General features: G+C 65.7%; 10 protein-coding genes. 4 read left to right on the top strand and 6 right to left on the bottom strand.

The genetic code is table 11. From position 1 onward, the window contains the following. Positions 1–56 precede the first annotated feature (56 nt). From I6F28_RS01000 to I6F28_RS01010, 3 genes are all read left to right on the top strand, one after another. Complete coding sequence (locus tag I6F28_RS01000) at positions 57–563, top strand: tyrosine phosphatase family protein (RefSeq protein WP_036028306.1); 507 nt, start codon at positions 57–59, stop codon at positions 561–563. Positions 564–789: 226 nt separating this feature from the next. After that, positions 790–1,758, top strand: a complete 969-nt coding sequence (locus tag I6F28_RS01005; protein ID WP_225139073.1) for an NUDIX hydrolase — start codon at positions 790–792, stop codon at positions 1,756–1,758. Between the two features lie 106 nt (positions 1,759–1,864). Beyond that, positions 1,865–4,570 (top strand): DUF2339 domain-containing protein, encoded by a 2,706-nt coding sequence (locus tag I6F28_RS01010; protein ID WP_225139074.1) that lies wholly within the window; start codon positions 1,865–1,867, stop codon positions 4,568–4,570. Between the two features lie 3 nt (positions 4,571–4,573). On the opposite strand, the gene I6F28_RS01015 is transcribed toward I6F28_RS01010, so the two are convergent. The 6 genes from I6F28_RS01015 to I6F28_RS01040 form a co-directional block, all read right to left on the bottom strand. Beyond that, positions 4,574–6,262 carry a methyl-accepting chemotaxis protein gene (locus tag I6F28_RS01015; protein WP_036038279.1) on the bottom strand — a complete coding sequence of 563 codons (1,689 nt, stop codon included), beginning with the start codon at positions 6,260–6,262 and terminating at the stop codon, positions 4,574–4,576. 256 nt (positions 6,263–6,518) lie between these two features. Beyond that, positions 6,519–8,255, bottom strand: coding sequence for a methyl-accepting chemotaxis protein (locus I6F28_RS01020; RefSeq protein ID WP_225139075.1), 1,737 nt, complete (start codon positions 8,253–8,255; stop codon positions 6,519–6,521). 200 nt (positions 8,256–8,455) lie between these two features. Next, the gene (locus tag I6F28_RS01025) at positions 8,456–8,701 is read right to left on the bottom strand and encodes a DUF6894 family protein (RefSeq protein WP_036003604.1); all 246 of its coding nucleotides are present in this window, start codon (positions 8,699–8,701) and stop codon (positions 8,456–8,458) included. Positions 8,702–8,863: 162 nt separating this feature from the next. Beyond that, on the bottom strand, positions 8,864–9,451 hold the full coding sequence (locus tag I6F28_RS01030; protein WP_128263696.1) for a hypothetical protein: 588 nt from the start codon (positions 9,449–9,451) through the stop codon (positions 8,864–8,866). 114 nt (positions 9,452–9,565) lie between these two features. Continuing rightward, positions 9,566–10,552 (bottom strand): acrylyl-CoA reductase (NADPH), encoded by a 987-nt coding sequence (acuI, locus tag I6F28_RS01035; protein WP_225139076.1) that lies wholly within the window; start codon positions 10,550–10,552, stop codon positions 9,566–9,568. Between the two features lie 42 nt (positions 10,553–10,594). Next, complete coding sequence (locus I6F28_RS01040; protein ID WP_225139077.1) at positions 10,595–11,848, bottom strand: MFS transporter; 1,254 nt, start codon at positions 11,846–11,848, stop codon at positions 10,595–10,597. 349 nt (positions 11,849–12,197) lie between these two features. Here I6F28_RS01040 and nadA point away from each other — a divergent pair, with 349 nt between their 5' ends. Beyond that, positions 12,198–13,304, top strand: a complete 1,107-nt coding sequence (gene nadA / locus I6F28_RS01045; protein WP_225139078.1) for a quinolinate synthase NadA — start codon at positions 12,198–12,200, stop codon at positions 13,302–13,304. Positions 13,305–13,311 lie beyond the last annotated feature (7 nt).

Genomic DNA, 13,311 nt, shown 5'->3' on the forward strand with positions numbered 1-13,311 from the left:
TGCGCCTTTGCCCACCCTACGAGCGCTCGCTATAATCGGGCGCAAAAAGGTTCGCCATGATCCACGTCTGTTCCCTCGCCGCGCTTCCCGAAACCGTCCGCCTCACCAAGGCCAGCCACGTGCTGACCGTGATGGCCAATGTCGAGCAGGTGGCGCGTCCGGTGTCGGTGCTCCCGGCCAACCATCTCAAGGTGTCGATGGACGACATCACCGAGGAAATGGACGGCTTCGTCGCGCCGTCGGAGACGCATATCGAGCAGGTGCTCAACTTCGTGCGCGGCTGGGACCGCAGCGCCCCGCTGGTGGTGCATTGCTATGCCGGGATCAGCCGCTCCACCGCCAGCGCGTTCGCGGCCGTTTGCGCGCTTAATCCAAATCGCGACGAGATCGAGATCGCCAGGAAGATTCGCGCGGCCTCGCCGATCGCCTCGCCCAATCGGCGCATCGTCGGCCTCGCCGATCGTGCACTCGGACGCAACGGCCGCATGCTGCGCGCGCTCGACGAAATGGGCCCCGGCGCGATGATGGTGGAAGGCCGCCCCTTCGCGATCGAGCTCGAATGACAGCTGGTTGTCACGATGGAGGTGCGCCCCCTCTCCCGCCTGCGGGAGAGGGTTGGGGAGAGGGTATCTCGGCGACGAAGACTCCCCCAGAGGATAGAGTCCCCTCCCGCCTCGCATCTGTCGATGCGACGCGACCTCTCCCGCAAGCGGGAGAGGTGCACCGAGTCCGCGGATGGGCCGTCTTAACCAAGCGGCATTCTGTTCAATTCAACGACACGGCAGCCGCATGAGCGAGACGCTGCTGACGCCAATCGAAATCGGCCTCACCGCGGCCATCGTCGCGATCGAGAACCACGAGCCGCTGATCCTGACCGCACCCGGTGCTGACCGGCTTGCCGGGCTGCCGTTCGGTCCGTTCGACGCGGTGAGCCATCGCACGTTCGAGATCGGCCTGCGCGCCTGGGTCGAGCAACAGGCGGGGCTGCGGCTCGGCTATGTTGAGCAGCTCTACACGTTCGGCGACCGTGGCCGTCATGCCGAGGCCGGCGACACCGGAGCCCACATCGTGTCGATCGGCTATCTCGCGCTGACGCGCCCCGCGGGCGGCGAGCTCGCCGCAAACGCGGCGAGCTTCGCGCCCTGGTACCGATTCTTCCCCTGGGAAGACTGGCGCGAGCAGCCGCCGGCGATCATCGCGAGCGACATCATCCCCGCGCTGACCGAATGGGCCGAGGAGGAGACCGCGGAGACGATTCGCGCCCTGCCGCGGAAGGATCGCGTGCGGTTCTATTTCGGTCTGGACGGCGCGCCCTGGGACGAGGAGCGCGTGCTCGACCGCTACGAGCTGCTCTACGAGGCCGGGCTGATCGAGGAGGCCCGCCGCGACGGCCGTCCTGCGGCATTGGCGCGCAAGACGCTTCCCCCGCTCGGGACCTCGATGCGGTTCGACCATCGACGGATTCTCGCGACGGCAATCGCGCGGCTGCGCGCAAAGCTGAAGTATCGTCCTGTAGTCTTTGAACTTTTGCCGACCGAATTCACACTCACTGAACTGCAGCACACGGTGGAAGCGATCTCCGGCCGGCACCTGCACAAGCAGAATTTCCGCCGCCTGGTCGAGATGGAAGCCCTGGTCGAACCGACCGGGGTGATGTCGACACAGACGGGCGGACGGCCGGCAGCGCTCTACCGCTTCCGCCGCGAGGTGCTCCAGGAGCGGCCCGCGCCGGGCTTGCGCGTTCGCTCCCGGCGCTAGAGCATGATCCGGAAAAGTGCGTTGCGGTTTTCCGGTAAGATCATGCTCAAGAAATTAAGATCCTGATATCAGTGGTATCGGCCCCTGCCGATTGCCTGGAGGCTTCATGTTCGACGGCCCGTTTGACGTCTTTGCGCTGATCATTGCGATCATCGCCTTCCTGATCGCGATCAAGGCGTCCAGCCAGGCGACCGAGTTGCGCCGCCGGATCAGTTCGCTCGAAGAGATGCTTTACGCGCAGCGGCCGGTGCAGCCGCCCCCGCTGATGCCGGCGCAGGCCGAAGCCCCCGCGACGACTGCAGCCGCAGAGCCGCCGCCGCTGGCCCCGGAAGCCGAAACGACGCCGCCTCCGCTCGTCACCGAAGAGATTTCGCCGCCCCCGCTCGAGCCGAGCACGGGCGCCGCTGCGCCCCCTCCGGTCCCGGAGGCCGCACCCGGCTTCGAGGAGCGGCTCGGCACCCGCTGGGTGGTGTGGATCGGCGGGCTTGCGCTCGCGCTCGGCGGCTTCTTCATGGTGCGCTATTCGATCGAGGCCGGTCTGCTCGGCCCCGGCGTGCGCGTGTTCCTCGGCGGCCTGTTCGCCGCTGCGCTGCTTGGCGCCGGCGAATGGACGCGGCGCAAGGAGAGCATCTCGAGCATCGCGGCGCTGCCTATCGCCAACATTCCCGCGATCCTCACCGCGGCCGGCACGGCGGTGGCGTTCGCGACCATCTACGCGGCGTACGCGCTCTACGACTTCCTCGTGCCTGCGACGGCCTTCGTGCTGCTCGGCATCGTTGCGATGGGCACGCTGGCCGCAGCGCTGTTGCATGGCCCGGCGCTCGCCGGGCTCGGCGTCGTCGGCGCCTTCGTGACGCCGATCCTCGTCTCCTCCGGCAAGCCGGATTATTGGGCGCTCTACATCTATCTTGCGGTCGTGACGGCCGCGAGTTTCGGGCTCGCCCGCATCAGGCTATGGCGCTGGCTTGCGGTCACGACCATTGCATTCGCGGTGCTCTGGATCTTCCCGGGTCTCGATACCGAACAGGTGCAGGTCGCGCCGCACGCCTTCCATGCCATCGCCGGCTTTGTGCTCGCCGCACTGCTCGTCGTCTGCGGTTTCATGTTCGGGCCCAGCATGGAGGACGGCGAGATCGAGCCGGTCTCATCGGGCGCGCTCGGCGCCTATTTGTTCGGCGCGATGCTGGTCGTGCTGTCGAGCGCGCATGCGGATCTCGCGCTGATCGCCTTCACGCTCCTGGTTGGCGGCACGCTGTTCGTCGCCTGGCGCGCACCGGCGGCGACCGGCGCGCTGGGCGCGGCCGCGGCGGCCGTGTTCATCGTGTTCGCCGAATGGGCGCTGCGCGCCAACCCCGATATGCTGGTGCTGCCGGGCGGCCCGATGCCCGGCGTCGGCCCGGTCGCGATTGATAGCGCGGTGACGCTGCATCTGGTGACGGCCGCGATCTTCGCCGCCGGTTTCGGCGTCACGGGCTTTTTCGCGCAAGGCCGCTCGAACTCGGTGATCATTCCCGTGGTGTGGTCGGCGGCGGGCGTCGCGACGCCGATCGCCATCCTGGTTGCGCTCTATGCGCGCATTGCCCATCTCGACCGCTCGATCCCGTTTGCGATCCTCGCCGTGCTGCTCGCTGCGGCCTTTGGCGCTGCGACCGAAGCGCTGATGCGCCGCGAAGAACGGCCCGGCGTTGCAACCTCGGTCGCGCTGTTCGCGACCGGTACGCTCGGCGCGCTGGCGCTGGCGCTGACCTTCGCCCTGGAGAAGGGCTGGCTCACCATTGCGCTCGCGCTGATGTCACTCGGCACCGCCTGGATCTCGTTGCAGCGGCCGATTCCGGTGCTGCGCCGGCTGGCTGCCGTCTTCGCTGCGATCGTCACTGCGCGCATCGTCTATGATCCGAGCATCGTCGGCGATGCCGTCGGCACCACGCCGATCTTCAACTGGCTGTTGTGGGGCTATGGCCTGCCGGCCGCCTCGTTCTGGGGCGCGAGCATCTTCCTGCGCCGCCGCGCCGACGATCCGCCGCTGCGCGTGGTCGAGACGGCGGCGATCCTGTTCACCGCGCTGCTCGCCTTCATGGAGATCCGGCACTTTGCGACCGGCGGCCGCATGACCTCGCCGCCCTCGCTGCTCGAGTTCGCGCTGCAAGTCTGTGTCATGCTAGCCATGGCAATCGGCCTGGAGCGCCTGCGGCTGCGCAGCCACAGCATCGTGCACAATGTCGGCGCGGTCGTGCTGACGGCGATCGCCGGCCTCATCAGCGTGTTTGGCCTCCTGATCCTGGAGAACCCGATGCTGCTCTCCAGCGTCAATGTCGGCAGCCTCGTGTTCAATCTGCTGCTGCTCGGCTATGCGTTGCCGGCCGTGCTGATGCTGCTGCTCTCCTACGCAGTGGCGGGACACCGCAGTGTCGCATATGCAAACACGATTGCGGGTGGCGCCCTGGTGTTCGCGCTCACCTATGTGACGCTGGAGATCCGCCGCTTCTATCACGGCCCGGTCCTGCTCTACGGTGGCACCACGAGCGCCGAGCAATATACCTATTCGATCGGCTGGCTCGCTTTTGGCGTGGCGCTGCTCGGCGTCGGCATCCTGGTCAATTCGGAGCGTGCGCGGCTGGCGTCCGCTGCCGTCATCGCGCTGACGATCTTCAAGGCCTTCGCCGTCGACGTGTGGACGCTGACCGGCGTCTATCGGGCGCTCTCGTTCATGTGCCTCGGCGTCGTGCTGGTCGCGATCGGCTGGCTCTACCAGCGTATCCTGTTCCGGCGGCAGATCGCACCGACGCCGGCCGCGCCGCAGACGGGCAGCTAAACGTCAGGCCGCGCGGACCGATTCCAGGAACTGCGCGACCTCGACCTTCAGGCGGGTGCTGTCGGTCGCCAGCGACTTCGCCGCCGACAGCACTTCACTCGAGGCCGAGCCGGTCTCGATCGCACCGCGCTGCACGTTGGTGATGTTGGACGACACTTCCTGCGTGCCGAGCGAGGCCTGCTGAACGTTGCGCGAAATCTCCTGCGTGGCCGCGCCCTGCTCCTCGACGGCGGCGGCGATCGCCGCGGACACCTCCGACAGCCGCTCGATGGTGCCGCCGATCTCCTGGATGGCGTTGACGGATTCTTGCGTCGCCGCCTGGATGCCCGAGACCTGCGCCCCGATTTCGCCGGTCGCTTTCGCGGTCTGCTCGGCCAGTGCCTTGACCTCGGAGGCGACGACGGCAAAGCCGCGGCCGGCTTCGCCCGCGCGCGCCGCCTCGATGGTCGCGTTCAGCGCGAGCAGGTTGGTCTGGCCCGCGATGGTGTTGATGAGCTCGACGACGTCGCCGATGCGGGCGGCCGCCTGCGACAGCGCGTTGACGCGCTCGTTGGTCCGCGCCGCCTGCTCGACCGCTTCCGCTGCCATCCGCGCCGAATCCTGCACGCGGCGGCTGATCTCGGTGATAGAGGACGACAGCTCCTCGGAAGCAGAGGCCACGGCCTGGACGTTGGTGGAAGCTTCTTCCGACGCAGCCGCAACGACGGTTGCGAGCTCCTGGCCGCGCTGCGCTGTGCCGCTCAGCGTTGCCGCGGACGCCTCGAGCTCGGTCGAAGCCGACGATACGGTCTCGACGACCTCGCCGATCATGACCTCGAAATTGCGGGTGATGGCATCGACACGTCGGCCGCGTTCGATCTTGGCCTCGGCGTCGCGCGCCGCCGCAGCGTCGGCCGCCTTCTTGGCGATCAGCGCCTCCTTGAAGATCTGGAGCGCATCCGCCATCGAGCCGATCTCGGTCTTCTCGCCGCGATGCGGCACCTCCACCGCAAGGTCGCCCTCGCCGAGCGACTGCATCGGGCGGATGATCGAAGCGATGCCACGCGAGACGTCGCGCACGAGATAGTAGGCGGCGCCGATCGCGATCACGACGGAGGCCACGATGATCCCGACCAGCACACGGAAGATCGTAGCGTAGCTGTCGGCGGCCTGCTTCGTCTCCAGCTCGGCGCCCTGATTGTTCATTTCGATGCCCTTCTGGAGCAGCGGATCGGCGGCCTGAGCCATCTTCGCGACCTTGGTCTGCAACATCTCGTTGGCATCGGTCGGGAAGCGGCCGACACTCTTGCGCGACAGCGCCATTACATCCTGCACGCCGTTCAGGTACTCGGCCCAGGCCTTGGTCCATTGCTCGTAGAGCGAACGCTCCTCTGCGCGCGTGATCAGCGGCTCGTAGATCTTGCGGGTCTTCTCGATCCGTTCGCGCAAACCTGCCAGGCGCTTCTCGGCAGCCTCCTTGCCTTCGGCAGTATCCTGCATCAGGTGCAGACGCAGCGCGACGCGGAGCTCGTTGATGTCAGCACGCATCGAGCCGAGCGCACGCACGCTCGGCAACCAGCCCTGCGCGATCTCGACCGTATGGGCGTTGATGTTCTGCATCGTGCCGATCGCCATCACGCCGACGCCGGCGAGCGAGAGCACGAGGACCGACAGCACGGTCAGCAGCTTGAAGACGATCGACAATTTCGACATCACGACAATCCCGATGATTACCCGGCAACGCGCACATCATCTGCGCCGCAGACGTCACGACGGACGACCCGGGCGAAGGTCAGTTCAACAATGCTGGCTGGTTCTTTTCCCGAAGGATTGCGCGCATAATCGCAAACAGGCGTTAACAGGAGGCTACGTAAAAATACGGCTCGTGCGCAGCGATCGTGGTTCGCTGCAACTCTCTGTTGCAGCCGCACCGGCATCTCCCGTTACGATGCGGACGCAAAGGCACGTGTCAGGCCGCGCGGACGGTATCGAGGAACTTTCCGACTTCGAGCTTCAGCCGGTTGCTGTCGCCTGACAGCGATTGCGCGGCGCCCAACACCTGCGAGGATGCCGAACCGGTCTCACTCGCGCCGCGCTGCACGTCGGTGATGTTGGACGACACCTGATGGGTGCCCGTCGCCGCCTGCTGCACGTTGCGGGAGATCTCCTGCGTTGCGGCCCCCTGCTCTTCCACCGCGGCTGCGATGGTCGAGGAGATCTCCGACAGCTTCTCGATGGTGTGGCTGATGTCCTTGATCGCGCCGACCGAATGCTCGGTGGCGGTCTGGATGCCGGCGATCTGCTGGCCGATCTCGCCGGTCGCCTTCGCCGTCTGCTCGGCAAGCGCCTTGACCTCCGAAGCGACGACGGCAAAGCCGCGGCCTGCCTCGCCGGCGCGCGCGGCCTCGATGGTTGCATTGAGCGCCAGGAGATTGGTCTGGCCGGCGATGGTGTTGATCAGCTCGACCACGTCGCCGATCCGCGCCGCAGCAGCGGAGAGCTCCCCGACGCGATCGGTCGTGGTGCGAGCCTGGTTCACCGCATCGCCGGCGACGCGGGCGGATTCCTGCACCTGCCGGCTGATCTCGGTGATCGACGACGACAGCTCTTCGGTCGCCGACGCGACCGACTGCACGTTGGTGGACGCTTCCTCGGAAGCGGCAGCAACCATGGTCGTGAGCTCCTGGCCGCGCGCCGCGGTCGCGGTCAGCGTCGAGGCGGAAGCTTCCAGCTCGGTCGCGGCCGAGGACACGGTATCGACGATCTCACCGATCGCGGCTTCGAAGCTGTCAGCCAGCTTGTGCATCTCGGCCTTGCGCTGCGCGGACGCAATCTGGTCCTGCCTGATCTTGGCTTCGGCGTCCTCGCGCGCCTTCTGCTCCGACACGACCTTGAACTTTTCGACGGCCGCCGCGACGCCGCCGACCTCGTCCTTGCGGCCGAGACCGGGCAGAACCACGGAGAAATCGCCGCCGGCGAGCTTGTCCATGGCGACCGTGAGCGCACGGATCGGCCGCGCGATGGTCAGGAACGACATCAGCCAGGAGCCGACGAGGACGAGCATGGCGAGTGCGCCGACCAGGATCGCAAGCTGCTCGCTCGATCTCATTTGTGCCGCGGCCGCGGCATTCTTCTCCTCGGATTTGTGCCTTGCGTAGTCGGCGATCTGGCTGATCAGCACGTCGAGCTCGCCGGCAATCGGCAGGGTCACCTCGCGTGCGATGCGAACGACGTCTTCATTGAGCTTCGCAGCGCGGGCCGCTCCGTCTGCACCGCTGGCGGCCAGGGCTTCGCCGCGCACGCCGGCGATCTGCTGCGCGGCCTTTTCGTAATTCGCAGCCAGCGATCTCAGTTTCTCCATCCGAGCGCGGTTCTCCGCCTCGTGAGAAAGCTTCAGCATTTCATCGACCAGCGCATTCGTCGATTTTTGCCGCTCGCCCAGATTCTGGACGGCCTTCTGAATGTCAGCCGGGCTATTGGCAAGACGAAGGTCTCGTACCGCGAGCTGCATGCCGCGAACCGCAGCCTCGGCCTTGACTGCGTCGCGCGCGATCTGCTGCTGCGCAAGCGCGCTCTGGCTGCTCTCGCGAATTCCCGCATTGCCGAGCATCTGGCTTGCAATCATGGCCCCAACCAGGAGCACACCGAGCGCCGACGCAATCGCCAGCTTGGTCCCGATCCTCAGATTCTGAACTAGGCTCAACATGGGCATGCTTCCCCCGAAGGAACGCGCAGCCGAGTCATTGTCGGCTTCCCCTGACTGCGCCATTGCCCAAAAAATGAGCTTCTCACATTCCGATTTGGTTAACGAAATCCCTCGCAGAAATACTGACTTTGCACGCTAAATGATTGAGCGCGAAAGGAAACGATCCCGTCATAGTTGTAAATTGCAGCTTCAAGTCGGAGCTAGGACGCTTTACATCCGATGGCCTCGCCGACGAGGCTGATTCGAAAGACCGGCTGCTTGTCCTCATCGAGCAGCTCCATGCACCATTCGGCGTTCGGCTTCAGGCCGCGCGCGATGCCGCTGAGCAGATTGGCGCACACCTCGGTCATCTCGGTCCAGGCGGCTGCGCGATCCTCGAACTCGTACGGCAGGTCGGCGGCGCCGGAATAACGGCCGGTGCTGATGCGGAAGAAATAGAGCGACATGATTGAACCCTTGCGTGGGACCGCCCCCCGGCGCGCGCAAACTGCGGCCCGAACAGCTACCAAGGCATGAAAGCCGCCGTCCGTATGACTACGGCGCAGGCGGCTTGATGTTCGATGATGCCTTCGACGATCAATGGCGCGGGTTGTCTCGCGCAGGCGAGCTCACTGCGTGGAGCGGCGCAGCTCCAGCGGTCCCTCGTTCTTCGCCGGCTCGGACTTCACCGGCTCGAGCCGGCTGCCCTCGACACGCGGCGTCTCGACGCGCGCGGCAACCTCGGTGTTCGACGCGGCGACCGTACCGGTGTGCTCCGGTCGGTGCAGCGAGCGCGGCCGCGCTGCAGCGCGCGCCATCAGCATTTGGTTGCCGCCCTGGTGACGGAAGTCGCAATAGGCGAAGCCCATGCCCGACACCGAGCCGCGGAAGCTGCGATCGTCGGTCTTTTCGAGGTTGAAACAGGGCTCGAACGGAATGCCCTTGATCGAGGCGCAAACATTCTGGCCGCGGATCTGGAGCGTATTGCCGGGAAGTCGGAGGTGCTTGACCGGGCCCGAGCCCGAGAATTGCACCGCACCGGCCGCGCCGAGATCGTCGAGGATGCGGCCTGCACCGCGGGTGCCGTCGAAACAGGTGAAGGCGAACACCTTGCCAGCCACGAAGCGGCGCGCCTCGTCGGCATTCATGCTTCCAGCGATGGCCGGCGCAAACGTCGCTGCCGCCGTGACAGCCCCCAACACAATACGCGCAAGCATGCTCAACTCCGAACCAACCCCCGCAGCGGGCGATGCCTTTATCTCTTTACCCGCTGCTTACCATACGAACCATGGCGAGATTGAAGCAGCTTGGTTGGTAAAGTCTGAACGCCGTCAGACAATTTTTACCACGACGCGGCCGCGAACCTGGCCGGCGAGGATTTTCGCGCCCCAGCCCTGAACCTCGCCGAGCGAAATTTCCTCTGTGATTTCAGTCAGTTTGGTCCGATCCAGATCGGAGGCCAACCGCTGCCAGGCGGCCTTCCTTGGCTCGATCGGGCACATCACCGAATCGATGCCGAGAAGGCACACTCCGCGCAAAATAAACGGCGCCACCGAGGACGGCAGGTCCATGCCGGCGGCCAGGCCGCAGGCCGCGATCGCGCCGCCATATTTCGTCATCGAGAGCAGGTTGGCGAGGGTGGTCGAGCCGACGCTGTCGACGCCGGCGGCCCAGCGCTCCTTGGCGAGGGGTTTTGCAGGGGCCGACAATTCATTGCGATCGATGATCTCGGCAGCCCCCAGCTGCTTCAGGTAGTCGGCCTCGGAGGCCCGCCCGGTCGAAGCGATGACGTGGTAGCCGAGCTTCGAGAGCACGGCGATCGCGACCGAGCCGACGCCGCCGGCAGCGCCCGTCACCACGACCGGGCCGCTCTTCGGCGAGATGCCATGCTTCTCCAGCGCCAGCACCGAGAGCATCGCCGTGAAGCCGGCGGTGCCGATCGCCATGGCATCGCGCGCCGATAGCCCTTGCGGAAGAGCGACCAGCCAGTCGCCCTTCACCCGCGCCTTCTCCGCATAGGCGCCGAGATGGGTCTCGCCCATGCCCCAGCCGGTGCAGACGACCTTGTCGCCCGCCTTCCACTGCGGATGCGAGGAGGCTTCGACCGTGCCGGCGAAATCGATACCGGCGATCATCGGGAAGCGGCGCACCACCGGCGCCTTGCCGGTGAGCGCAAGGCCGTCCTTGTAGTTCAGCGTCGACCATTCGACGCGGACGGTGACGTCGCCCTCCATCAGCTCGGTTTCGTCGAACTGCGCGAGCTGCGCGGTGGTGCCCTTGTCCGCCTTGTCGATCCTGACAGCCTTGAATGTGGCCACGACTGAACTCCCTGACTTTGTTTGTCGCGGATGTTTAGCCGATCAGGCCGGCTGCGCAACCACCCGCTGGACCGGTTTCTCGACGATTGGAAGATTGATCAGCGCCGAGAGCACGCCGAACAGGATCGAGAGCCACCAGATCGGCGTGTAGGACCCGAACTTTTCGAACACGATGCCCCCGAGCCAGACGCCGAGGAAGCCGCCTACCTGATGGCTGACGAAGGCAAAGCCGTAGAGCGTCGCGAGCCAGCGCGTTCCGAACATCAGCGCCACCAACGCCGAGGTCGGCGGCACCGTCGACAGCCAGGTCAGGCCGGAGATTGCACCGAACGCGATCGCCGAGAACGGCGTGATCGGGAACGAGATGAAAGCGAGGATCGCCAGCGCGCGCGTGAAGTAGATGGCCGAGAGGATGTAGCGCTTGGGAAGGTAGTTCTGGAGATACCCCACGCTCAGCGATCCGATGATGTTGAACAGGCCGATCGCCGCGATCACCCAGCCGCCGGTTTGTGCGGTGATGCCGCGATCGACCAGGAACGCCGGCAGATGCACGGTGATGAAGGCGAGCTGGAAGCCGCAGGTGAAGAAGCCGAGCACCAGGAGCACGTAGGAGCGATGACCGAAAGCTTCGGCAAGCGCCTTGGTGATGGTCTGGTCATGCGCGGGCGTTGCGCTGTTCACGCTTGTCACCGGCGGCGTCGAGAGCGCCAGCGACAGCGGGATGATCAGCAGCATCAGGAAGCCGAATACGGAGAGCGCCTGCTGCCAGCCGAAATTGTCGATCAAGGCGACACCGATCGGTGCGAACAGGAACTGTCCGAACGAACCCGCCGCCGTGCCGGCGCCGAGCGCGATGCCGCGCTTCTCCGCGGGCAAGAGCTTGGTGAAGGCCGACAGAACCAGATTGAACGAACAGCCGGCGAGGCCAAAGCCGATCATCACCCCGGCGCCGATGTTGAGCGACAGCGGCGTCGAGGAATAGCGCATCAACAGCAGCCCGCCGGCATAGAGCAGCGCGCCGACGCACATCACCCGGAACAGGCCGAAGCGATCCGCGACCGCACCGGCGAACGGCTGGCCCAGTCCCCACAACAGATTCTGCACGGCGATGGCGAGGCCGAACACGTCACGGCCCCAGCTGAATTCGTGACTCATTGGCTGCACGAAGAAGCCGAGCGCCGAGCGCGGACCGAAGCCGAGCATGCCGATGGCACAACCGCAGAGGATGATGACGGCCGGGGTACGCCAGTTGGAGGAACGCGAGGCCGGAGCGAGCTCGCCGATCTGTGTCGACATGGTTGTCCTCGTCTGTCCTTGGCGGAGCCGCAAATCAGCAGCCGCGGGACAGCCCGTTTAATGCATATGCATGAAAATCCCAAGGCCAAAACGATTGCATTCCACGAAGAGCTGACGCGGGAGCATTGCGTTTCAATCTGACCTCGCCTGGCAGGCGCGCAGTGACGGGAATGTGTGCGGGCAGGCCCTAGCGGCAAGCAGCGACGCGTGCTATGTTCGATCTACTCAGGTTGAGCATATGCCGACCGCAGCGACGTTCGCCCGGCCTCCTAGGCCGGATTTCTCGGGTCCCATATATTCTCAAACTGAGCATAATGCCACGCATAATGGCCACACTTGGGAGGCTTCAATGCCGATCACTGCAATTTACGGTCCCGACGACTTTGCCAACCGGCCGCAAGGCCAACCCACCGCCTCCCCGCGCGCCGCGCCGGTGCGTCCGGGACCGACATGGCTGATGCCCTCCCTGGAATGGACGCCGGCGGTCGAACGCGCCACTGCGCCGCTCTATGACCGCGTCAAGCACGTGATCCCGTCGATCGAATGGCCGCTGATGGCGCCGACGATTCACGCGATCAACGAGCTCAAGCGCGCGCGGGGCGCGGTCATCCTCGCCCACAACTACCAGGCTCCGGAGATCTTCCACTGCGTCGCCGATATCGGCGGCGACTCGCTCCAGCTCGCGGTCGAAGCCACCAAGGTGAAGGCCGACATCATCGTCCAATGCGGCGTGCACTTCATGGCGGAGACCTCGAAGCTGCTCAATCCGGACAAGACCGTCTTGATCCCGGATTCGCGCGCGGGCTGCTCGCTCGCCGCCAGCATCACCGGTGCGGACGTGCGGCTGCTGCGGGAGAAATTCCCCGGCGTGCCTGTTGTTGCCTATGTCAACACCTCGGCGGAGGTGAAGGCCGAGGTCGACATCTGCTGCACGTCCTCGAACGCGGTGCAGGTGGTCGAGAGCCTGAACGCCCCGACCGTGATCTTCCTGCCCGACCGATACCTCGCCACTTACGTGGCGTCCAAGACCGACGTGAAGATCATCGCCTGGAAAGGCGCCTGTGAGGTGCATGAGCGCTTCACGGGCGAAGAGCTGCGGAGCTTTCGCGAGGCCGATCCGTCCGTGCAGATCATCGCGCATCCGGAATGCCCGCCGGACGTGCTGGCGGAAGCCGACTTCACCGGTTCGACCGCGCACATGATCAACTGGGTGCGGGCAAAGCGGCCGCGGCGGCTCGTCATGATCACGGAATGCTCGATGGCCGATAATGTCCGGGCCGAGCTGCCCGACGTGGAGATGCTTCGCCCCTGCAATCTCTGCCCGCACATGAAGCGCATCACGCTCGCCAACATCCTGGAAAGCCTGCTGACGCTTGGCGAGGAGGTGACGATCGACCCCGCGCTCGCGGAACGCGCGCGGCACTCGGTCGAGCGCATGATCAATCTGAGAAATTGAGGGCGAG

Origin of the sequence: Bradyrhizobium sp. NBAIM14, assembly GCF_020193895.1 — a bacterium.
Lineage (GTDB): Bacteria > Pseudomonadota > Alphaproteobacteria > Rhizobiales > Xanthobacteraceae > Bradyrhizobium > Bradyrhizobium yuanmingense.